At 69.7% G+C, this 21,256-nt stretch carries 19 protein-coding genes and 1 pseudogene; 5 read left to right on the forward strand and 15 right to left on the reverse strand.

The genetic code is table 11. The annotated features are described in order from the left end of the window. Nucleotides 1–73: 73 nt before the first annotated feature. The 7 genes from AB0J69_RS40540 to AB0J69_RS40570 form a co-directional block, all read right to left on the reverse strand. A complete protein-coding gene (locus AB0J69_RS40540) occupies nt 74–811 on the reverse strand; it encodes a hypothetical protein (protein ID WP_364129157.1) in 738 nt (245 codons plus the stop codon). A gap of 298 nt (nt 812–1,109) precedes the next feature. Further along, on the reverse strand, nt 1,110–2,090 hold the full coding sequence (locus AB0J69_RS40545) for a C40 family peptidase (RefSeq protein ID WP_364129159.1): 981 nt from the start codon (nt 2,088–2,090) through the stop codon (nt 1,110–1,112). Next, entirely contained in the window at nt 2,087–3,019 is a 933-nt protein-coding gene (locus AB0J69_RS40550; RefSeq protein WP_364129162.1) for a replication-relaxation family protein, read from the reverse strand. Before AB0J69_RS40550 ends, AB0J69_RS40545 begins: the two co-directional genes overlap by 4 nt. A gap of 62 nt (nt 3,020–3,081) precedes the next feature. After that, nucleotides 3,082–5,637: a type IV secretory system conjugative DNA transfer family protein gene (locus tag AB0J69_RS40555; protein ID WP_364129165.1), complete on the reverse strand. Its 2,556-nt coding sequence runs from the start codon at nt 5,635–5,637 to the stop codon at nt 3,082–3,084. Then, nucleotides 5,634–7,469 carry an ATP-binding protein gene (locus AB0J69_RS40560; RefSeq protein ID WP_364129167.1) on the reverse strand — a complete coding sequence of 612 codons (1,836 nt, stop codon included), beginning with the start codon at nt 7,467–7,469 and terminating at the stop codon, nt 5,634–5,636. The genes AB0J69_RS40555 and AB0J69_RS40560 overlap by 4 nt, the downstream gene beginning before the upstream one ends. Further along, nucleotides 7,466–8,419, reverse strand: a complete 954-nt coding sequence (locus tag AB0J69_RS40565) for a PrgI family protein (protein WP_364129170.1) — start codon at nt 8,417–8,419, stop codon at nt 7,466–7,468. The genes AB0J69_RS40560 and AB0J69_RS40565 overlap by 4 nt, the downstream gene beginning before the upstream one ends. Further along, a complete protein-coding gene (locus tag AB0J69_RS40570) occupies nt 8,416–9,693 on the reverse strand; it encodes a hypothetical protein (RefSeq protein ID WP_364129172.1) in 1,278 nt (425 codons plus the stop codon). Before AB0J69_RS40570 ends, AB0J69_RS40565 begins: the two co-directional genes overlap by 4 nt. A 10-nt stretch (nt 9,694–9,703) precedes the next feature. Here AB0J69_RS40570 and AB0J69_RS40575 point away from each other — a divergent pair, with 10 nt between their 5' ends. After that, nucleotides 9,704–10,198, forward strand: a complete 495-nt coding sequence (locus AB0J69_RS40575; protein WP_364129174.1) for a hypothetical protein — start codon at nt 9,704–9,706, stop codon at nt 10,196–10,198. On the opposite strand, the gene AB0J69_RS40580 is transcribed toward AB0J69_RS40575, so the two are convergent. The 6 genes and pseudogenes from AB0J69_RS40580 to AB0J69_RS40605 all read right to left on the reverse strand — a co-directional run bounded on the left by AB0J69_RS40580 (nt 10,176) and on the right by AB0J69_RS40605 (nt 16,326). Continuing rightward, complete coding sequence (locus tag AB0J69_RS40580; protein ID WP_364129177.1) at nt 10,176–10,574, reverse strand: pilin; 399 nt, start codon at nt 10,572–10,574, stop codon at nt 10,176–10,178. The genes AB0J69_RS40575 and AB0J69_RS40580 overlap by 23 nt on opposite strands. A 292-nt stretch (nt 10,575–10,866) precedes the next feature. Next, nucleotides 10,867–11,553 (reverse strand): hypothetical protein, encoded by a 687-nt coding sequence (locus AB0J69_RS40585; RefSeq protein ID WP_364129180.1) that lies wholly within the window; start codon nt 11,551–11,553, stop codon nt 10,867–10,869. 544 nt (nt 11,554–12,097) lie between these two features. Beyond that, complete coding sequence (locus AB0J69_RS40590) at nt 12,098–12,403, reverse strand: STAS domain-containing protein (RefSeq protein WP_364129228.1); 306 nt, start codon at nt 12,401–12,403, stop codon at nt 12,098–12,100. Next, complete coding sequence (locus AB0J69_RS40595; protein WP_364129236.1) at nt 12,307–12,624, reverse strand: hypothetical protein; 318 nt, start codon at nt 12,622–12,624, stop codon at nt 12,307–12,309. Before AB0J69_RS40595 ends, AB0J69_RS40590 begins: the two co-directional genes overlap by 97 nt. Before the next feature lie 92 nt (nt 12,625–12,716). Continuing rightward, nucleotides 12,717–13,235: pseudogene (locus AB0J69_RS40600) on the reverse strand (recombinase family protein); the annotation flags it as partial. 169 nt (nt 13,236–13,404) lie between these two features. Next, complete coding sequence (locus AB0J69_RS40605; protein ID WP_364129182.1) at nt 13,405–16,326, reverse strand: tetratricopeptide repeat protein; 2,922 nt, start codon at nt 16,324–16,326, stop codon at nt 13,405–13,407. 147 nt (nt 16,327–16,473) lie between these two features. On the opposite strand from AB0J69_RS40605, the gene AB0J69_RS40610 reads away from it, so the two are divergent. Next, nucleotides 16,474–16,647: a hypothetical protein gene (locus AB0J69_RS40610; protein WP_364129185.1), complete on the forward strand. Its 174-nt coding sequence runs from the start codon at nt 16,474–16,476 to the stop codon at nt 16,645–16,647. 128 nt (nt 16,648–16,775) lie between these two features. Here AB0J69_RS40610 and AB0J69_RS40615 read toward each other — a convergent pair whose 3' ends face one another. Beyond that, complete coding sequence (locus tag AB0J69_RS40615; protein WP_364129187.1) at nt 16,776–17,204, reverse strand: STAS domain-containing protein; 429 nt, start codon at nt 17,202–17,204, stop codon at nt 16,776–16,778. 677 nt (nt 17,205–17,881) lie between these two features. Here AB0J69_RS40615 and AB0J69_RS40620 point away from each other — a divergent pair. Together AB0J69_RS40620 and AB0J69_RS40625 are read left to right on the forward strand one after the other, a co-directional pair. Then, a complete protein-coding gene (locus AB0J69_RS40620; RefSeq protein WP_364129189.1) occupies nt 17,882–18,703 on the forward strand; it encodes a hypothetical protein in 822 nt (273 codons plus the stop codon). After that, the gene (locus tag AB0J69_RS40625; protein WP_364129192.1) at nt 18,700–19,665 is read left to right on the forward strand and encodes a DNA methyltransferase; all 966 of its coding nucleotides are present in this window, start codon (nt 18,700–18,702) and stop codon (nt 19,663–19,665) included. Before AB0J69_RS40620 ends, AB0J69_RS40625 begins: the two co-directional genes overlap by 4 nt. 210 nt (nt 19,666–19,875) lie before the next feature. Here the strand turns inward: AB0J69_RS40625 and AB0J69_RS40630 are convergent, their stop codons facing one another. Next, complete coding sequence (locus tag AB0J69_RS40630; protein WP_364129195.1) at nt 19,876–20,031, reverse strand: hypothetical protein; 156 nt, start codon at nt 20,029–20,031, stop codon at nt 19,876–19,878. Between the two features lie 219 nt (nt 20,032–20,250). On the opposite strand from AB0J69_RS40630, the gene AB0J69_RS40635 reads away from it, so the two are divergent. After that, the gene (locus AB0J69_RS40635) at nt 20,251–21,231 is read left to right on the forward strand and encodes an RNA ligase family protein (protein WP_364129197.1); all 981 of its coding nucleotides are present in this window, start codon (nt 20,251–20,253) and stop codon (nt 21,229–21,231) included. Nucleotides 21,232–21,256: the final 25 nt, after the last annotated feature.

The following is a 21,256-nucleotide window of genomic DNA, read 5'->3' on the forward strand; positions in this document are numbered from 1 at the left end:
GGTGGCGTAGGTGGCATGCCCGTCCAGCACAGTGAAAGTGTGCTGGCCGGGGCATACCTCCTGCACCACCGGATCAGGCCGGTCTGCTTGGATCTTTCCCCATGACCCGAGGGTGTTTGCCCGCCATGATGAGCGCGACCTTCTTCCTCACCTTTTCGGGTGTGGGGTTCCGCATCAGGTACGGATTGGGCCCCAGGCCGAGCGGACTCACGTAGGGGGCGGGCTTGACCGGCCTGGGCTCAGGTTTGATCGGCTTGAAGAGCGGGCCGCCGCCGTCGGAGGCGTCGGCGGGGAGCGGGTAGAGGGTGTGTCCGATGAGCCGGAGCACGGACTCGATGGGCAGCAGGTAGTCGATGAGGCTGGTCTCGTCGTCATCGGACAGGGTCGGGTCGCGGGGCCGGTTGCGGTTGCGCAGATCGACTTGCCCGGCCTTGACGAGGTGGTCGTAGAGCCGTCCTTCCAGCCACCCGGCCTCGCTGCTGTTGAGCGTCTCATCCTCGTTGGACTCGTAGCGGATGAGCAGGGCTCGGTACCAGTGGTCGCGGTCCTTGAGCTGCTGCAGCACGCGGTGGCGCAGGCCGGGTGTGGTGGCCTTGCCGACGTAGGCTCCCCACCGGCCCTCGTGGTCGGGCCGGTCGAGCAGGAGGTAGACGCCGGGCACGTTCCAGCCCTTTTCGAGGCGGTTGGCGTGGTCGCGGTCGAGCAGAAGCATGCCGGCGACCTTGTGCTTGGCGCGGATCTTCATCGGGTTGTTCAGGTCGTAGGAGAGGCTGACGATGAGCTGGGACGGGGCGAACCGCATCGCGCACACGGGGCGTCTCCTTCACCTGGTGCCGCTGGAGAACCTTCCGAACAGTATCGGACACATCGCTCTGTGTGACTACGAGTTTGGGGAAGAAACGTGCAGCTCACCCGCCGGATAGGCAGTCCACGGAGTGTCGGACGACGCTATGCCGGATGCGGCTATGGCCCCCATTGTGGTGTCATCCCGGGCGGACCGGCCGGGTCATGGCCGGGGCTGGCGGTCCTGTTCACGGTCCGAGAGCAGGCACGGCGGCCGGTGCGACGTGCCATCCCGTACGCGGCAATGCTGTCGCTGTGGCCTACGGTCAGCGTGGATCAGGCTGACCGATGGTGGGGTGGGCGACGGGGCGGGTGAACCCGATCAAGTCGCTGCGCTGATAGGTGTCGATTCTGACGACGCTGCGCCGGTTGGGGGCGTGGATCATCTGCCTGTTTCCGATGACGAGGCCGACGTGTCCAGGGCCGTCGGCTTCCATTCGGAAGAAGGCAAGGTCGCCGGGCTGCTCCTGGCTGAGCGGAACGGGAGGCCCGTGCCGCCATTGGTCGGCTGCTACTCGTGGGATGGAGATTCCGGCGGCTTGGTAGGCGCGCATGGTCAGGCCGCTGCAGTCGAAGGCGGCCGGTCCTTCGGCTCCCCACAGGTACGGCTTGCCGAGTTGGGCGTGGGCGTAGGCGATGATGGCGGCGACCTGCTCGCCGGGGATGACGGTCACGCAGCTTCCGGTGAGGGCATCGACGGTGCGCTGGGCGAGCTGCTCCCACGGCGCGTAGGAGTCTGGGAAGCCGGATCGCTGCACGGTCTGAGCGGCTCGGGTCAGCGGGAGCCGCTCCCAGCGCGGCACCTTCACGAGCCGGTCGTAGAAGGTGTCGGTGGCGTGACGGGGGTCGAGGATCTGCTCGGGTGTCCCCCAGCCTTGCGAAGGGCGCTGCTGGAACAGCCCAAGGCTGTCGAGATGCCCGTGGCGCAGGTTACGCAGCTTGGACTCCTGAAGGGCGGTGGCGACCGCGATGACGGCTGCTCGCGCGGGCAGCCTGCGCTCGATGGCGACCTGGACGATGAGCGACGCGTGGGCCTGCTGCTCGGCGTCCAAGTCCGGCGTCGGTGCCGTACGCGCTGACGCCGGAGCCGCGACCGGCCTGCCCGCCATGCTGCTCGTGGTGCTGGGTGTGATCGCGCAGGCGATGCCGCCGGGTGTGGGTGAGTCGGTCAGGATGCTGGTGGCGGCTGCGACGAAAGCCGGGGCGATGAGCAGCAGGAAGGCGGCGCCGGCCGCGGCCGCCTTCACCTGCTCTCGTCCTCCTTGGGAAATAGGCCGTCGAGGTAATCGTCGGTGGCGGGGGGTTGTTCTGAGGTTCGGCCGAGGGTGAGGTGGGGCCAGGCGTTGATGAGTTCGGCGAGCCTCATCCGAGGCTGACCTGCCCGGCTGGGAAGGGGGAGCCAGCAGGGTCCGGCGGGGCCGTCGTCGAGGTCGGTTTGGACGGCGGTGGCGACGGGCATCTCGGTGGCCTTGATGACGGCGCGGAGATTGGTCTCGCGGGTTCGGCTGGGTAGCCAGAACAGCACCGGGGTGGTGATCTGGGTGGCCTCGGTGAGATCGGCGTAGGTGGCGAGTTTGTCGGCGACCTTGGCCAGGGTCATGCTGCCGGTGTCGTGTTCGAGGAAGAAGTCGATCTGGCGGCCGTTTTCGTACCAGCAGCCGAAAGCATCGGGACGGGCCAGGCCGCCCCAGATCGTGGCGCACTGTCTTTCCGACAACCACTCGCGCAGGCGAGCCTCAGGAGCGTGGCGGGCCCGGTAGCGCAGGTCGACGAAGAAGTCGTTGACGCCGAGCTGGTGACCGCTCTTGGCCGAGACGGAGATCGACATGGCCAGGTCGGGGTGGTAGCCGAGCTCTTTGGTGGTGGTGTGGCTGCGCAGGGCGAGGAGCTCGGCTCCCACGCGGCCGAGCACCCAGTGGCAGGGGGCGGAGCCGCCGTAGGGGGTCCAGGGCCGGTAGCGGGTGATGGTGTGGAGCTTGCGCAGGATGCCCAGGCGGCGGCGGGTGGGCTGCGGCTTGGTGAAGAACAGCCGCTCAAGCTGGTGAGTGGTCAGCACGCGGTGGTGCAGGAGGTGCTCCAGGATCTGGTAGTCGCGAGGGGTGAGCCGGGCGGCGGCGGTGGCCATGGCGTCAGCGTCGAAGCGCGGCAGGCCGAGTGGGATACGAGTTGCGGGCATAGCGGAATCTCCTGAGGGCATAGGGCGCCGGTGGTGGACCGGTCGATGGGCTGGTTGGCGGGTCAGGCGCTCTCGTCGTGGCCGGGATGCCCGTTGCGGAGGCCAGTGCGCAGGTCGGGTCCCAGGCTGGTGTGGCGGCGTGGCCTGCGGGCGGGCCGCTGGGCCGCGCTGTCCGGCTGGGTGAACTGCTCGCGTGATGCCTGCCGGATCTCTTCTTCGCGGCCCTCGATCGCTGTTGGGAGAGGGCGGGTGCGCAGAGTGAACGCGGAGGTTTGCTGCCCGTCGATGACGAGGCGGGCGGCGGCCTGGTAGGCGCCCAAATGGGTGAGGTCGTGTGGGCTGATCAGCGGCGCAGTGTGGTGCTTCAACTCGTTCGCGTCTTTGGGGGAGGCGTTGAAGTAGATCTTGTTGCGGGCGTCAGCCGAGAGCGCTTCGCGCAGGTCGTGAGGGAGTTGGTCGAGGTGCTGGTGAGCCAGGACCAGGGAGAGGCGGTAGCCGCGCGCTTCGGCCAGGACGTCGTTGATGCGGCCGGGCAAATTGAGGAAGTTATGGCACTCGTCGATCACCAGTGAGGCGTCGGGCCGGTCGGTTTCGGCAAGGTGGGTGCGGCGGGTGGTGGCTTGCCAGGTGTGGGCGAGCAGGATGGAGCCGAAGAGCCGGGCGGCGTCGTCGCCGAGGATGCCCTTCGGGAGGCGGGCCAGGACCAGGCCGCCTCGGTCGAGGAGCCGACCGATGGGGACGGTGGTGTCCGGGCTGGCCAGCGCCTGTCGGACGAAGGGGCGGAGCAGGACGGCGCGGAGTTTGTTCATGACCGGGCCGATCACGGTTGCTTGCCCGGCTGGGGTGAGGGCTTCGTAGGAGTCCCAGAAACCGTTCAGCAGGTTGTCCTCCAGCCGGGCGACGATCTGGGTGCGGAAGGCCTGATCGGTGAGCAGCCGAGGTACCTCGGCGAGGGTGGCCTTGGGGCCCAGGACGCTGGTCAGGGTGAGACAGGTGGAACGGAGCAGGTCGTCCACACGGGGTCCCCAGGCTGTGGAGAAGCAGCGGTGGAAGATGGTGACGACGGAGTCGACGGCGAAGGCGGGGTCGTGCCCGGCGAGGATGTTGATCGAGGGTGGCGGGGCCGGGTCTTGCGGGTCGAAGACGACGGTTCTGCCGATCGCCCGCTTGGGCAGGCGGTTGAGGATGTCGGTGATCAGGTCGCCCTTGGGGTCGATGACCAGGGCGCCCCGGCCTGCGGCTGCGTCAGTGAGGATGAGGTTGGCGAGCAGGGTGGATTTGCCGACGCCGGTGCCGCCCAGGACGTGGGTGTGGTGGCGTCCGTCGGCCACCGGTAGCGCTACGGGCCGTGGTGGGCCGCTGTCGGCGTTGCCCAGGATACGGGCGGTTCCGGCCGCCGTGGTGCGGGGTACGGCCGGGGAGGGGGCGATGGGGCGGGCTCCGGCGCGGGTGATGCCGGGGGCGTCGATGTCCCAGGGCAGGTGCGCGAGCGCCGCCAGCTCGGCGACGGATAGCAGGTAGCCGGAGTCGAGGCGGCGCGAGTTGACCACCCGGCGGGCGCGCCAGAGGCGGGCTCGGCGCAGGTATTGGTGGCTTCCGGTGTACAAGGCGAAGACGCCGGCCAGGGTGTGCGCGTGCCCGCGCAGCCAGCCACGGACCAGATCAGCAGACTCCGGGCGGACTGTCGCGGCGGCGGTGGAGAGGGGTTCGCGACTGGTGGCGACGGCGTAGCGGATGGCGACCGCGTAGCGTGGCTGGCCTGCCTTGGCCAGGACGGCGCGGACTTGTTCGGCGCGTTCGGGGAAGTCGCGGGCCAGGTCGCTGGGGCGGTGGTGGTCGCGGGCGTCGGGCAGGGGGAGGACCTCGTCGAAGACGCGGCCGAGGAGGCGGCGGCTTCCTCCTCCGCGCAGATGAGCGGCTGCTCGGTAGGCGCGACGCAGCCGCCTGCCCGTCGTCGGGCGGGCCAGCACCTGGACCACGGCGTGCTCGCCCTCGCGCAGTCCGCCCATCGCCTCCAGCAGGGAGCGGACGGGGTCATGGTCGTGGTCGGTCTTGAGCGGAAGGTGCTCGGGCGCGGCCAGCACCAGCCGGCCGCCCGCGACCTCGGCCTCCACCGGCAGGGGCGAGGTGGCGGGACTGGTCGTGGTGGTAGCTCCCGGCCAGGCGGCGTGGATGGCCTTCTCCACGATGCCTGGCGGGATGGTGCCGGGCACCCACAGGCGGATACGGACGCCCGCGTTGCTGCCGCAGTACTCCCACACCAGGTGCGGCTGGCCGGTGAAGGTGCGCTTCCACGCTGGGCGGAGCAGGCCGATGAGTTGCCGCCACAGCACCAGCGCGCCTTCGGGATCACTACGCGGCGGGCTAGAGATGTCGACCACGCGTGCGCCGGGGGTCATGTCGGCATGGTGGAGCCAGCCGAGCAGGTAGCGAACGGCGGCAGCCACCGCCCAGATGACAGTGAGGGCCAGGGCGATGCGGGGCCCGTAGGCGAGGGCGAGTTCAGGCAGGCGGATGGGCAGCTCGGCGAGGAAATCGAGGACGGTCTGGACATCGTGGTCGTCGATATCGCAGAGCAGGCACGGCACGCCTTGATCGAGTGACGGGTTCCTGGTCATAGCGGGTCGCTCTCCTCGTCCTGGTGGTGAGCGCCGATCTGAGTGGCGCCGGATAGAACAGGTGGTTGTGGTCGCGGGTCGTGTTGGCCGAGCTCGGCGAGATGGGCTGGGTCCGTGGTGACCAGCACGGTTTCCGACAGGGAGGCGACAACGCTGAGGGCGACGCGGCTGGCGGGGCCGGCGACCAGGAGAGCCTCGCCGCGTTCGGCGGTGAGCAGGAACTGGCGTTCGCCGTCGGTCAGGTCGAAGGCGTCGCCGACGGCGGCGATGGCTTGCGGGGCCTGGCGGAGCAGGATCTGGCTGGCGGCGTTGGCCACGATCGCCTGGCCCAGTTCGGAGCCGAGCAGGTCGGCGGCGTCCTGGGTGACGACGGCGAGCCCGGCCCAGTGCTTCCTGGCCGCCTTCGCCATCCGGAACAGGAAGCGGGCACCTTCGGGCTCCTTCATCAGCAGCCAGGCTTCGTCCACGACGACCAGGCGCTTCTTGCGGTCGCGCGGGTTGGCCACGCGCCGCCAGATCGCATCCAACGCCAGCAGGGTGCCGACGGCCTTCATCTCCTCAGGCAGGTCGCGGAGGGAGAAGACGGTCAGGTGCCCGGCTGGGTGGGTGGTGGTCGGGCCGTCGAACAGTTCCCGGTAGGAGCCGGTGACGTAGGGGACCAGCTGCGCGGCCAGCTCTGCACCCGCCTGCCCTCCAGATCCTTTTCTGGTAAGTGCGGTGACCAGATCGGCGAGGAGCGGCGCGGGCCGGGTCCAGGTGGCAGGATCGCGGGTGATCCCGGCGGCCTGGTAGGTGGCGATGATCGCGGAATCCAGAACCGCGCGTGTCTGCGGGGTGAGCGCAGTGCCGCCGAGCATGGTGGCGATCAGGGTTTGCAGGAACATGGCCCGCCGGGACAGCACGTCGTCGCGGGGGCCGTGGCTGGCGGGCAGGCCGAAGGGGTTCCACCGCACACCAGCGGCGCCGAGGTGCAGGCAGGTGCCGCCGACCGCGTGCGCCAGGCGTGCGTATTCATCTTCGGGATCGACCACGGCTACTTCGACGCCTTGGTAGAGCAGGCGCAGGGCTTCGAGTTTGGTGAAGAAGCTCTTGCCCGCGCCGGAGCGCGCGAGGACGACGGAGTTGTGGTTGTCCTGGGCGTAGCGGTCCCACACGACGACGCCGGAGCTGCTGGCGCTCAACCCGTACAACACCCCGCTCTGTCCGACCGACGTGGGCAGGTCGGGCGAGGTGAACGGGAAGGCCGCCGCCAGCGCGGTGGTGTCGAACGTCCGTGTCGCGCCGAGAGAATCGACGCCGAGCGGGAGGCTGGTCGTCCAGCCTTGCAAGGCGCGGAACGTCGCCGGTTGCGCATCCAGCAGCAGGGACGAGGCCAGCGCCCGGACCCGCTCCACCTCGGCGGCCAGCTCGGGTTCCGTAGCGGCGTTGACGGTCAGGTAGAGGCCGACCTTGAACAGGCGGCCATGACCTCGGGCGAGGTGCTCGGCCAGATCGGTGGCGTCATCGGCGGCGGCTTCGGCAGCGAAATCGGCGAGCCGGCCGTGGGCGGCGTCGGAACGGCTGGCCGATTCCAGACGGGCGAGCTGGCGGCGCAGCCGCATGGCCGCGACCTGCTGCGGGATCGGCTCGACGTGCAGGGACACATCCAGGTGTCCGGGGTAGGTGAGCAGCGGCTCCAGCCATCCCGCGCCGACCTCGCGCGGGTAGCCGGTCACCACGAACGACGCGCAAACGGCGTCGGGCAGGGTCAGGGTCCGGGCGCCGACGAGTGCCGACCCGGGGTGGGAGAGGGTGCTGGGCTGGTGCTCGCGGTTGCGTCGGCACAGCTTCACGGCGTGCTCCTGGTGGCGGTGATGGGTTCGTCCGGCAGTGCTTGGCCGAGCGGGTGCAGGCCGCCGGGGTCGAGACATTCGGCCAGCACCTGGCTGGCGGCGTCGGCGTCCAGAACGCGGGCGGCGACACCGAGCGCGGCCAGGCTCCGCTCGGCCTCGGCGGCCCGCCGCAAGACGACGGCAGCGCAGGCGTCACGGCGTACCGAGCGCCGTCCCTTCGTGGTGGCGGGGTGGTCGCGCAGCACCACGAGCACCTGACGGGCCAGCAGCTCACGGGAGCTGTTCAGCTCGATCAGGTAGTCGGCGTGCTCTCGAGCGGCGTTGGCCAATGCGGCGTGCGGGAGCACCTCCGCCTGCTGCTCGACGGTCACGATCAGATGGGACAGGTCGGCGGGGCGGGCACGGGCGAGGATCTGCACGGGTGCCTCCAGCGAGTTCAGCCACCGGCCGAACGCCCCGACCAGGGCCGCCTGCTCGCTGGTCGTACGCAGGTGGAAGGACAGGGTGCTGGTTTCGACGAGGACGGCGACGCCTCCGTCGGCGAGTTCGAGGGCGCCGTCGGTGCGGATCGCCCGTACCGGCAGGCGTAGCGGGGCGGGCAGTTTGCCGCGCAACCGGCACCACCGGGGCGGTTCGGCGACCTCGTCGGGCGCGGACACCAGTTGCTTGCGGGCGCGGGCGTGGAGCAGGACGGCCAGGGCGAAGCGGTCCAGGCTGAGTCCGTCGCGTCGCCCGAGCGCGATGGTCAGGCCGAGCGCCACAAGCGGCAGGACGATGGCCGCGAGGATGATCACGGGCAGGAGCTGATGGAACAGGTAATAGACGGCGGCGGCGACGCCGCCGGTCAGGGTGACGATGAGGATTTGACGAAAGGTCAGCCCGTAGGCGATCTTGTCCGGGCAATTGATATCGGCGGGAATGCGCGCCACAAGGGGCTCCGGCTCGTTCATCGGCCGTCTCTCCTGCGTGCGCGGCTCGGCGGCGGATCAAGGCGGAGCAGAAGTTGCCGTGGCCGGGCCGGACGGGTGGGCATGCCGGGCAGCATCGGCTGGGTCCAAGGCGGTTTCGGCCGGATCCACGGGCCACTGCGCACGGTCGGAGCGGGCGGCGTGGGCGGGCGTGGCACGCGAGTGACCGGGAACGGCAACACGAGCTGGCGTCCCCGTCCGGCTGCGGATCCCGTCCGCCGTGCCCCCGTTGTCGGTGTCGGCGGAAGATTGAGGGGGAGCTGGAGCTGCTGATGGCCGCGCTGGCCGGGCGGGTTGGGCGTGTTCACCGGTGTTGTTCCTCCCGTGGTGGGTCGGCCCGTCGGTCGCGCTCCCGCTGGTCCGCCATGCGGTCGGGCAGCGCGGCGGCGTGCCGTGCCTGTGGCGCCGGGCGGCGGACGGCGCCTGCTCGAGGCGCTCTTCGCAGCGCGGGCCGCTCTGCCGTTCCTGGCCAGGGCGGTTTTGGCCAGGCCCATCGTTTTGTAGACGATCAAGCCTTTGACCAGGCGAGTGAGTAGCTGGGGCTGGGCGGGCTGCCAGACAGAGCGGGCCACCCAGCCGGGAATCTTGATCAGGATGAACAGCAGCCCGATCAGCATCAGGGTGTCGATCGCGCGTGTGACGATCGGCTTAACCGCCGCCACGACGGGCTGATCGGGGCCGGTGGTGAAGGCGTCGGTGGAGTCGGTGAAGTACACCTTGAACGCCAGGATGAGCACCAGCGCCTGCAGCACCTGCATGACCAGCAGCCCGGTGAAGGCGCGCCACCACAGCCGGGCGATGTGCTCGGTCTGCGGCAGCGCGTGACACAGCAGCGCCAGCGGCGCCGCGATCATCAGGAACAGCAGCAGCGCGACGCGCACGATCGCGATAAAGGCCAGGAGCAGGCCCATCACCACGGCCAGCCCGATCATCCAGATCAGGAACATCTGCGGGCTCTGCGCCTGCCCGACCGGATTGGCGAGCTTGTTGGCGATCAGGTCGCCGGCCCGCTTGCCGTCCACCCCGTCGCCGAGCAACGCCGCGACCAGGCCGTTGGCCAGATCGATGGCGTGCTGGCAGACGGTGAGCGAGAAGTTGAGCGCGATGGCGGCCACCACCACCCGAGGCGCGACCTCAGCGGCGGTGGTGGAGGTCTGCACGCTGCCGTAGGCCATCACGATCACACCGCCCGCCAGGACGAACAGCGCCAGCAGCGCGTTGGCCACCACCCGCACGTGCGCCGACAGCTCCTGCACGCGGGCGAGCATGGAGGGTGGCGGCGCGGACAGCAGCAGCGTCCCGACCACCCGGAAGGCCGGCTGGATCGCCTCGGTCACGATTCCGCCGAACCAGCCGTTCAACGCCTGGTTGATCTTGCAGCCGAAGTCCAGCCAGCCGCAGTCGTGCGCGCCGCCCTCCTGCGGCGCCGGCTCTGACGCCGGCACCGGCACCGGGACGGTGGGCTCGGTGCCGGGATGTGGGTGTGGCGGTGGCGTGAGCATCGGCCCGGTCGGCATCGTGGGCGTCGAGGTCGGAGCGGGCGTGGGTATGACGGGCGGAGTGGGCAGCGGATTCGATGTTGGTGAAGGGACGGACGGCGGGTCTGGCTCGGCGGCGGCTTGGACGGTTGTGACGGTGAGCGTGATGGCGGTGATGGTGATGAGCTGCGCTAGGCCGCGTCTGACGGTCGCGAACGTGCTCGCGATGGGTGGGCGTGGCGGTGGGTGGCGGGTCACCGTCAGGCTCCGACGATGCCTTTGAGGACGGTGACCAGCAGCGGCGCGAGCACCGCGATGCCGTAGCCGAGGGCGGCGTAGCGCAGGGTCTTCTTGGCCGCTTCGACCTCGCCGGGGTCGCCGCCGGCCAGGATGTAGCGGACCCCGCCCACCGTGAGGAACAGGGTGGCGAGGGCGACCAGCAGGCCGACGATGACGTTGCGCAGGTTGTCGATCACCTGGTTCAGCGAGCCGGCGCCCTTGCCGCCGTCGGCGACCGCTTCGAGGGACAGGCCCGCTGCGGTGGCTTGAGCGAAGTGGGCCAAGGCGAGTTCCAGCAGGGTGCCGAGCGTCACGGCGGCGACGATGACGGCGGTGATGAGCAAGGTCTTGCGAGTGGTGAAGCGGGAACGCGGGATCACGACTGCCTCCCCGGGCAGATGGACGCGAGGTTGGGTGGGAAAGGTGGCGCGGAGGCCCGGGCCCGGGCGAGGCCGGGTGGGCGTCCTCCTTCAGCGATGGGTGCGGGTGGCGTTCCGGTGGTGACAGGAACCGGTGGCCGGGTGCGACCCGTCCCGGGTCCGGTGCCGTCCGCGCTGCCTTTCAGCTGCTAAAAGACCGGGGTCAAGGGCCGAAATCAGACACCGAGACCGGCGGAATTTGCCCGTTCATGACCGTCCGGCCCCGACGCATGACGACGGCCGGAGTGCTGGTTCACTCGGCGTTGCCGGACAGCTCGCCGCTGAGCAGGGCCTGCCGGAGGCGGGCTTCGGCGCGCTGGCGGCGTTTGAGCTCGGTGCAATACAGCAGACCGCGGGCGCGACAGTAGGTGCTGAGCGAGATGGCCTCCAGGCGGGTCATCGAGATCAGCTCGGCCGCTTGGGCGGTGATGACGCCCAGCTCAACCGCCCGCTCCAGCAGCAGGTCGGCATGCCCGTCCGGGTAGCGCAGCGCACGTTGCCCGTCGCTCATGTCCGGCTCGGGCAACAGATCGGGCCGGTCGATGGCGTGGGCGCGAAGGACGGCGAACTGGGTCAGCCGCGACAGCCGCAGCACCGGATGGGACCAGGACAGCTCCACCCGGCACAGCGCCTCCATGAAGCAGGCCAGCACCTCGGCCTCCAACTCCTCGCGCTCGACGGGCAGCGTCTGGGTGAGGGTCTTGAGCAGGCGGCGCAGCATGGGGGCCGCCAGCGCGACGGCGCCCACCATCCAGGCATCGCGATGAGTGCGGGCCTGTTCGATGAGGTGCCGCCAGACCTCGTCCCGGGTTGCCCGGCTGCAGGACGGGTGCAGGAGGAGGGCGCGCAGCTCATCCAGCGGAATCGGCCGGGCAGGGAGACCGAGCCCGAGGGCGGCTCCATCGACCGCGAGCGGCTGCCGTCCCTGCATGAGCAGCATGAACGCGTGCTCGGCCAGATCCAGTGGACGCGCCTGCGCGGATGCGGTCGAGGTGCCGCTCGAGCAACCGGGCGACTTTGTGGTCCTGGCAGGGCCGGTTTCGCGCGTGGTAGCGGCGGCGGTCGGAGCCGTGGCGGCGTGAGAGCGTGTGTCGTACATGGCAGCCCCCGAAATGCAGGTGAGCGGATTGGGATGCTGCTCATGCCGCCAGAGGCCGCGTACAGGAACCGGACAGCGTCCGGGCAGACCCCGGCCTCAGCAAAGATCACCACAAGCCGGCGCGACGTTTCCAAACCGCGTCCGACCTCGCCAAACGCGGTTATGAAAGGTGTCCGGCGGCCAGAGAAGGCTCCGATTCAGCCGGTGTCCGCTTCGCGACCGGAAGGGCTCTGACCTGCGTAAACAGCGCCGGAGCGGCTCTGATGAGTCAAAGATGCGCAAACTCCGCCGCACCTGTTGTGGCAGGCCGAAGAGTGTTACGAGGCCACCGGACCGCGCGCCGGGAGATCTCTCATGCGCGGCCGTCGAAATTGATGCAGCCGGCTCAGCGCTCGGTCGCGGCACTTGCCTGGTCGACATGATCGTAGGTGCACACCACTGGCCAGGAGCCGGTGATCTCCAAGATCCGGGCCACCCGGGGCTGCAGTCCGGCCAGGTGTAGGGCGGCGCCATGAGCCTTGGCGAGGGTCGCGGCGGCGAGCAGCACGGCCAGGCCGGAGCTGTCCAGGAAAGACAGCCGGCTGGCGTCGATGATCAGATGCTCGTCCAGGCTGCGGCGTACGCGATCGATGTAGGTCTCCAGTTCGCCGGAGGCGGTGAGGTCCCGGCATGGACAGCGGGCCGAGGTGATCGGCCGGGCTGGCCGCCGAGCCGCGGGCCCATGGCAGGCGCCGCTGCCGCGTCGGTGTCGTGTTCGCGCAGGTGCAGGGCCATGGACAGCATGGCGTCATCGGTGACGGCGGCGCCGCCCTTGGTCTTGCCTCGGCTGCAGGCGGATTCGTGGCCTTCCAGGGTGCGGTCGCGGATGTACTCGCGTTCCATTCCCGACAGCGCGGCCAGCACGGTGAACACGACCCCGGAGGGGTCGTGTTGAGCCCTGCAGCTCGCCGGGTGAGGAACTCCAGGCCGAGGCCGGCGGCGCGCAACTGCTCGGCCAAGGCGGCCAGGTCGAGGCCGCGGCCGAGCCGCTTGTCCTCGTGCACCACGAGCGTGACCGCGACTCCCGCGGAGCGGAGTTCGCGGGAGAGGGCGACGGCCTGGTCGAGTTCGGGGCGGGTGGTGGCGCGGGTGGAGATCCTCTCGGAGAAGATGCGGGTGACGCTGGCTGCCTTGAGCGCGTCGAGCTGGGTGTCGAGGGACTGGCGGACGGTGGAGGCGCGGGGGTAGACGATGCGTACGTACCCCGCCGGTCCGGCGCCGGCCGCGGCGGGGCGGGGCAGTTCGATCCAGAGCGTGCCCGGCTTGCGCACGGCCGGGGTCGCCACAGTGAGCGTCTTGGCGAGTGCAGGCACGAGCCGGAAGCGGGCGGTGTGGTATTGGACGGCCACCTTGCCCTTGCCGGTCTGGCAGGGCGAACCGGCTGGGGTGGCGCAGGAGGTCATCGGGCATGCGTGTGCCTCCACAAGGGGGTACGCGTCGCCCCTCGGGATCGTTTCATAGGAGTGTTTCACACCGCTACTCATTTGCACCGACCTATGAAACGGTGTTCGCCCTGGCCGTGCCTCGCCGCGAGCGGTGATTCATAGGCGGCCAGGCGGTCGCTTATGAAACACCAAGAGGAGGCACGCCAACGCCGACGCCGTCTGTCGGATCGTCTCTGGTACTCGATCATTTCCGAGAACGAGCAACGGTCTATTCCTGACCGGCCGCCCATTCGCGCAAGTACGCCAGATCGTGGCGGGTGGTCAGGGTGTCGGGGTGCTCAGGGCCCAGCATCCGCTCCTGGTCGCTCAGCAGCTCTTCAGCTGCGGCGACAGCCCCGGCCGCGTCCCCCGCCTCACTCCGCCAGCGCGCCAGATTGTGGCGGGTGGCCAGGAGGTCGGGGTGATGGGGACCCAGCACCCGCAAGCGGTCGGCCAGCAGCTCCTCAAACGCGGCGACCGCACCCGAGGTGTCCCCCGCCCGGCCCCGCCAATATGCCAGATTGCCGCGCATGGCCAGGGTGTCGGGGTGATCGGGGCTTAGCACCCGCTCGTAGTCGGCCAGCAGTTCCTCATATGCGGCGACAGCGCCGGCCGCGTCCCCCGCCTCACCCTGCCAGTCCGCCAGATTGTGGCGGGTGGCCAGGGTGCCGGGGTGATCGGGGCTCAGCACCCGCTCGTAGTCGGCCAGCAGCTCTTCAGCTGCGGCGACAGCCCCGGCCGCGTCCCCCGCCTCCCCCCGCCACCGCACGAGTTTTTGGCGGGTGGCCAGGAGGTCGGGGTGATCGGGGCTCAGCACCCGCTCGTAGTCGGCCAGCAGCTCTTCAAACGCGGCGACCGCACCTGTCACATCTCCTGCCCGGCCCCGCAGCCCTGCCAGATTGTGGCGGGTGGCAAGGATATGGGGGTGGTCCGGGCCCAGCACCCACAGGCGGTCGGCCAGCAGTTCCTCATATGCGGCGACAGCGCCGGCCGCGTCTCCCGCCTCACCCCGCCACCGCGCCAGATTATGGCGGACGGTCAGGATGTCGGGGTGGTCCGGGCCCAGTACCCGCAAGCGGTCGGCCAGCAACTCCTCAAACGCGGCGACCGCACCTATCACATCCCCCGCCTCCCCCCGCCAGTCCGCCAGATTGTGGCGGGTGGCCAAGGTGTTGGGGTGGTCGGGGCCCAGCACCCGCAAGTGGTCGGTCAGCAGCTTCTCCAACGCGGCGACAGCCCCGGCCGCGTCCCCCGCCTGGCCCCGCCATCGCGCCAGATTGTGGCGGGTGGCCAAGGTGTCGGAGTGATCAGGGCCCAGCACCCGCTCCTGGTCGGCCAGCAGTTCCTCGCCTGCGGCGACAGCCCCGGCCGCGTCCCCCGCCTGGCCCCGCCAGTACGCCACGTTGTGGCAGGTGGCCAAGGTGTCGGGGTGGTCGGGGCCGAGATGCTGCAGGCAGGCGGTGTACAGATCGCTGCTCGTGGCGATGGCGGCGGTGACCTGCCCAGCGTTACCGAGGCTGGCGACGGCGTAAGGCAACACAGGATGCACACCGATGCCGGGGTGGCTGAAGAGAGCAGCTCCGGTGGCATGGCGTAAAATGGAGGTGTTGGCGCGCAGGATCTGACCGAGATGGTCGCGCTCGATCGGCGGCCACAGGTGCAGCAGAGCGTCCGCGGCAGTGCAGGCGACTTCGGCGAACAGGTGCGGGCCGAGGTCTGGCCGGGCGGTGAGATTTTCCCGGGCGGCACGCTGGATGAGTTGATGGATGCGGATCTCACGGTGGCGGGCGGTGCGGTTGTGGTCCACGAGGCTGTGCCGGTGCAGCACCCGCAGCACCTCATCCACCATGGCCTCATCGACCCCTGCCGCCTCCCCGATTGAGGAGTCGGCTGCGAGGTCGGGCAGGTAGCTGGCCAGGTACTCCCGGGCGGGCGGGCTGGTCAGCACCGCTTGCGGGATGCCCGCCGGGTCCAGGACGCTGGCCAGATACAGCACCGGGCGGGCGAGCCCGGCGGGTGCGGCCTGGTCGGCGTGGTCGATGGACAGCTCCCAGGTGGTGGTGACGATCCGCTGATGGCCGTCGGGCAGGTAGTCCTCGCCCGGTACGGCGTGGGCTAGCAGCCGGGTGGCCAGCCGTTGCCGGTAGGCGGCGCAGGAGATGGCGGCGTTGATGATGTAGGCCGCCGCCTGAGCCAGCGCCAACGGCAGTAACCCCAGATCGGCGGCCAGAGCGTCCAGGTCGGCGACCGGGTCCTGGCCGGCGAGCTTGGCCGTCAGATAGGAATGGGCCTCGGCTTCGGTGAAGGTGTCGATGTCGACCGTGCGCCGATCCGCACCGGCCAGGGCCGCTTCTCGCAGCCGGGTGGTGACCAGCACCCGACCACCCACCGCCGACGTCGCCGCCGGCGGCCACAGCCCACTCAGATCCTTGGGACGTTGCACATCGTCCAAGACCACCAGCCAGGGCCGGCCGGTGGTCTCGGCCCAGACCAGGAACTCCTGCGCCGCCTGCTCGGGATCATCGCGATCGGCCGGCGGCAGGCCCAGGTGCGCCGCTGTGTCGGCGTAGGCGGACACGATGCCGTCGCGGGTGGCGGCGTTCACCCACACCAGCACCTGCACCCCTTGCTGCCAGGCGCGGCGGGCGTAGGCGGCGGCCAGCTGGGTCTTGCCGACCCCGCCCATCCCCGCCAGCACCTGGGTCAGCACTACCGTCTCGCCCACACCGGCCGCCGCCTGCACGCGTTCGGCGACCTGGCGCTCCTGGAAGCAATCGGCCGGCTGCGGGATCACCCCCACCCTGACCCGCTCGACCACGGCGGCCTGCCCGGACCGGTCGGCATCGGCGGGGGCCGCAGGAGCCGGGCGGGCCCGGTCGGCAGCCATCAGCCGACCCCACTCACGCGCCGATAGAGCAGGCTCGTTCGCCCACTTGGCCAAGGCCACGCCGACCTGAACCAGCTGATCCAGATCACGGGGCTCCGCGGCACCCGTCGCCCACCCGTTCACCGTCGAATGCGGCACACCCGAGACCTTCGCGAGCTCCTTCTGCGTCACCCGGCCCGGGCTGTGGACGCGGGCCTGGTCCCACAGCCGGGCCAGCTCCGCCAGAACCTGGGAGGTCGACCCCTCTGGCCGGAACTCCGCCACGCCCCCCGCCTCCTCACCTGCCAGAGACCGCCATCCGGATCCGAGACGGACCGGTCCGGATCCCCGCTCACCGGCAGCGTAGCCCCACAGATCCGGACCCATCCGGCATACCTTCAACCCCGTCGGCATCTTGGATGTCATGCAGCCATGACCCACACCAACACCCCGGCGCCCCACAGGATCCTGCCCTCGGCGCGACGCCGCTCGACCGGCGTCCGCCGTTTCCGTCGCACCATCGGTATCGCCTTCGCCCGTGGCGCCGCCCATGCCACCGGCACCGGCCTCATCGGCCTGCTGTTCTGGTGGATCACCCACCGCTAAGCCACACATCCCACCGAGTGGTCTGCACATCCGCCGCGGGCGTGCAGACCACTCCGTACATCCGTGCACTCGACTTCGGAAACTGACAACGATCGTGATCACGCTCGCGCCGGGCAGGTAGTGCTGAGTCAGGCTCGCATCAGCCTCCGCAAGCGCGGCGCCGGTACAGGGGAGCTGAGCAGTGCCCTGATCGTCGAGTCTGCGCTGGGATGGATGTTGAAGGCGTCCCACAGTTCGGTGATCTGCAGCACGCGGGCGGGCAGATCCCGCACGGCGGCCAGGTGTAAGGCGCTGCCTTGGTTGCGCACCTTGCTGTGGACGCGGAGCAGGACCTGCAGGCCAGTGCTGTCCATGAAGGTGAACCCGCCCAGGTCGAGCACCACGGGCTGACCCGGATGCCGCATCCGGTCGATGTAGGTCTCCAGAGGGTCGGCGTTGGTGGCATCGAGCTCGCCGGCCACACTGATCACCACGCCGCCGGCGAGCGGGCGGCAGCCAAGATTCAAGGATGTCATGGTGACCTTAGCGTGGGTCAGGTCGGAGGAGCTGAGCAGCAACGATCATGACCGCCTTGGAGAAAGCCCGGTTAGGTGCGGCGGCGTCAGTGCCGCCAGGCGCAAGACTATGGGCGAACGCTGGCGCAAGAAAGCCAGGTTGTTATCCGACCCCCTAGAGAGCCAGGTGTATCCGTTCCGCATATCCGGAATATCCAGCGAAAAGGATTCATAGAGTCATGAGTGATTCCGAAGGTCCGTCGGCATAAGCGAATTTTTCTCGGAATCATGCTGGCGTTCTGGCGAGACCGCTACAGCCTCAACCTCCATTAGCAATTTCGGTGGCAGATGCCGATGGACGGTTTCTGTCCGGGTCTTGTCCGGAGTGTGTACGGAAACCCAGCGGCCCGGACGCGCAGGCCCAGGAGCGGACGAAGGAGACAGCGCAGGCCCAGAGGTAGCCGGGGGTGCGATAACGCGGACCCGTTGCTCTGCCCGGATGCGCGGTGGGGCGGCCTTCCGCGCCAAGCTTTGAGTCCGGGAGCGACGGAATCTTTGCCTGTCGTTGTGTCCCAACTCGGTCCTCAGCGCCGGTATTTAGACAGGTGACAGGGACCAGGTGACCCGGATGATCGGGCCACACCATCGTGACAGCACCCACGCACTCCGACCGCTCCATCATTGTCCGCTCACGCGTTTCCGCCCGAACCGCTCGTGAGGTGGACGCACGCCATCTGCCGTTGAGCGTCTGGCCGGCAGCTGCCGACACCGAAACCGTTCTCACCTGCCGCAGCGGTTGCTGCGTCCCGGTGAGCGGGCCGCTGGCCCGCCACCTGATCACTGCATGCACCCGGCTCGGCGACCTGGTGATCGACCTGGATGCCGCCGACCACCACGTCATCTCCACCGCCCTCACCATGGGCTGCCAGGCAGCCGCTACCATCACCGACCCCGTCCGAGCCCGGGCCATCGGCAGGGCCCTGGCCATCAGCCACCCCGAGCACGATCTGGAGGTAGCCGACCTCCGGTTCACCCGTCCCGACACCCTGCTCACCGGCATCAGAGACCTGACCGGGGCTGCCGCCTTGGTCGTGCTCACCTACGCTTGCCCGTCTCGGCGAAACGAACTGGCGGAAACGGCGGACACGGCGGCCCAGCCGGCCCAGCTGGCCGACACGCGCGGACATGCGCCGCTCGATCTGGCCGGATCAGCGGCGCTGCTGAAGCCCGGAGGACACCTGGTCGTCGTCACCGGCCTGCACCGCAGCGAGCAGAATCTCACCGACCCGGGCCCGGCCCTGATCGCAGAGACCCAACGGGTGGGACTGCTGTACCTGCAGCACATCGTCGCGCTGCGTACACCGATCAATGGCCAGCAGATGGAGCCACCCCTGACCTGGGGTGTATCGAGAGCGGGCGCCCCCATTCCCGGCGTGCCCGCCAGCGCCCGCGTGCACAGTGACGTGTTCATCTTCACCAAACCGCGAACCGAGGACGCCGGCGTTCGAGGAGATCATCCGATGCTGGGCGATCAGGCATGGCTGGAAGGAGAGCAGGCATGACCAAGGGGACGACATCGGTGTGGGCGACCGGCCAGCAGCCGTCCCGCTCCCAACGGCAGAACCGGTACCTGCCGGAATCCATGAAGCACCCGGGCAAGATGCTGCCCGCCATCGCCGCCCAGGTAATCGACACCTACACCCAGCCAGGCGACTTGGTGATCGACCCGATGTGCGGGATCGGCACCACCCTGGTCGAAGCCGTCCACCTGGGCCGCAACGCGGCCGGGGTGGAGTACGAGCAGGGCTGGGCCAAGCTCGCGGTCGCCAACCTCGCTCACGCCCGCCGCCAGGGCGCCACCGGTTCCGGCACCGTGCTTGTCGGAGACGCGCGCGGCATCGCCGGCCTGCTGCACGGCCTGGCTGGCCGGGCGGCGTTGGTGCTCACATCGCCGCCGTACGGGTCGGCCACGCACGGCCACATCCGCTCCACCCGCGACAGCGGCGAGCCCGGCATCCGCAAGCGCAACCAGCGCTACTCCCGCGACCGCGCCAACCTCGCCCACCAGCCTCTGCCGGTGCTCCTGGATGGCTTCGCCCAGATCCTCGCCGGCTGCACCGAGCTGCTACGGCCCGGCGGCGTGGTCGCGGTGACGGTGCGCCCGTACCGGCAGCAGGGCGAGCTGGTCGACCTGCCCGGCCACGTACAGAAGGTCGCCGCGCGTGCCGGATTGGCGTTCGCCGACCGGATCGTCTGCCTGCTGTGCGGGCTGGGACGCGGCAGGCTGCTGAACCGCGCGTCGTTCTTCCAGATGCACGAGGCCCGCAAGGGTTGGGCCCGCGGGCTGCCCATCCACGCCACCGCTCACGAAGACCTGCTCATCTTCACCAAGCCGTTGAAGCCCGGGGGTTCACGGAAACTGAAGGATCTTCAGCAGGAGCCCAAGAGGCCATCGGGGGACACAGCCCGAAACCCGTCCGGCCAAGGTCGGCACCTACCTGCCTGTCCTGGGGGCGGCCGATGAACGACCAGACACACACGATGGAGACTGGTCCTGAGGTGCTGCATCGGCCGGATCCGCGTGCGGTAGGGGCGGCGCCGAGCCAGCAACTCGTGGTGGGGCTGATGGAAGCTGCTCGGCTGCTCGGCATAGGCCGGACCACGGCATATCGGCTGGCTCATCGGTCGCGAACGCAACCGTCACAAGTCGTAATCGACATGGATCAAGACGTTGCTACCGCTTACTGCTGAGCAGTTCCTCCCCGACGCCCGGGTCCACGTTGAACCGGGCGGCGAGCCAGGTGAGCACGCGGCGGCGGGGGGCCGGGTCGAGGGGTTCCAGAAGATTGGCCACGGCCTGAGCGACGTCGATCTCCGGAAGTACGTTCATGGGGGGCTGATCCCGGCACGGCGGTGTCGCGCTTTCTGTCGCGCTGCCGGATGAGGTTCGGGGTGCCGAGGAGCATACGGACCCTAAGCAACCCTTGGGCGTTTCTGTATCAAATAGGGGTTTTGTCCTGTTCGGCTGGCCGATAGAAACCGGCCCATGGCCATGCCTTCCGACCAGCGTAAACACGCCCGAACCCGGCTGCGGACCCCGATTGAGCCCATGCTGGCGACGAGTGTGGACAGCTTCCCTCCGGGGCGGCCGGGCACATGGGCGTTCGAGCCCAAGCTGGACGGATTCCGCGCGCTGGCCATCATCGACTCCGACCGCGGTGTCCACGTGCAGTCCCGGCGCGGCGCCCGCCTCAACGAGACCTTCCCCGAGGTGACGTGGGCCGCGTTCGAGCACCTGCCCGCAGGATCGGTCCTGGACGGGGAGATCGTCCGCTGGTCGCCCTCCGGCCGCCTCGACTTCTCCTCCCTGCACCGTCGCAACGTGGCCGGACACCGCCGTGCCGCTGCCCTTGCACGCGAAGAGCCTGTCCACTTCGCGGCCTTCGACCTGCTGCGGCTGCGCGGCCGGGACGTGACCAGCCTCCCGCTCTGCGAACGTCGGGCGCTGCTGGAGGAGTTGTTCGCGTCGATCCCGGCCGCCGGCGTTCTCGCCCTCGGAATGCAGACGCTCGACGAGGCCGAGGCCCGCATCTGGTACGACTCGCTGCACGCGGTCGGCGTGGAGGGCCTGGTCATCAAGCCGACCCGCTCGACCTACACCGGCGGCACCCGGGGTTGGCAGAAACTCAAGCGGAGGACGAGCTGCGACGCAATTGTCGGGGGGTTCGTCGGCTCGCCGCGGCGGCCCAGCGGCCTGCTCCTCGGCCGCTACGACCAGACGGGACGGCTGCGCGTCGTAGGCCGCACCACCCAGCTCTCCGCACAGGCCGCGGCCGAGATCGCGCCCCTGCTCACTCCCGCGCACCATGGACATCCGTGGCCGGCGACCCTGCCGCCGGGCTGGGCATCGAGCCCTTACGGCGAGCGCGACCCCATCAGCTACACGCAGGTCCAGCCCAAGGTGGTGGTCGAAATCCTGGCGGACATAGCCACCGACGCGGGAAGACACCGGCACGCCGTCCGGTACCTCCGCGTGCGAACCGATGTTGACCCTACGCACGTAGTCGCGCAGCGCGACGCCGTCGCGTGAGCTCCAACCGGCCACCCGGCCTAAG

This window comes from Nonomuraea sp. NPDC049709 (assembly GCF_040674815.1).
Lineage (GTDB): Bacteria > Actinomycetota > Actinomycetes > Streptosporangiales > Streptosporangiaceae > Nonomuraea.

Coding starts and splice junctions, on each gene's coding strand:
- AB0J69_RS40610 (WP_364129185.1), top strand. CDS start 16,474: ATGACCCACACCAACACCCCGGCGCCCCACAGGATCCTGCCCTCGGCG.
- AB0J69_RS40630 (WP_364129195.1), bottom strand. CDS start 20,031: ATGAACGTACTTCCGGAGATCGACGTCGCTCAGGCCGTGGCCAATCTT.
- AB0J69_RS40550 (WP_364129162.1), bottom strand. CDS start 3,019: ATGCCCGCAACTCGTATCCCACTCGGCCTGCCGCGCTTCGACGCTGAC.
- AB0J69_RS40575 (WP_364129174.1), top strand. CDS start 9,704: ATGGAGGGTGGCGGCGCGGACAGCAGCAGCGTCCCGACCACCCGGAAG.
- AB0J69_RS40585 (WP_364129180.1), bottom strand. CDS start 11,553: ATGCTGCTCATGCAGGGACGGCAGCCGCTCGCGGTCGATGGAGCCGCC.
- AB0J69_RS40625 (WP_364129192.1), top strand. CDS start 18,700: ATGACCAAGGGGACGACATCGGTGTGGGCGACCGGCCAGCAGCCGTCC.
- AB0J69_RS40555 (WP_364129165.1), bottom strand. CDS start 5,637: ATGACCAGGAACCCGTCACTCGATCAAGGCGTGCCGTGCCTGCTCTGC.
- AB0J69_RS40565 (WP_364129170.1), bottom strand. CDS start 8,419: ATGAACGAGCCGGAGCCCCTTGTGGCGCGCATTCCCGCCGATATCAAT.
- AB0J69_RS40635 (WP_364129197.1), top strand. CDS start 20,251: ATGCTGGCGACGAGTGTGGACAGCTTCCCTCCGGGGCGGCCGGGCACA.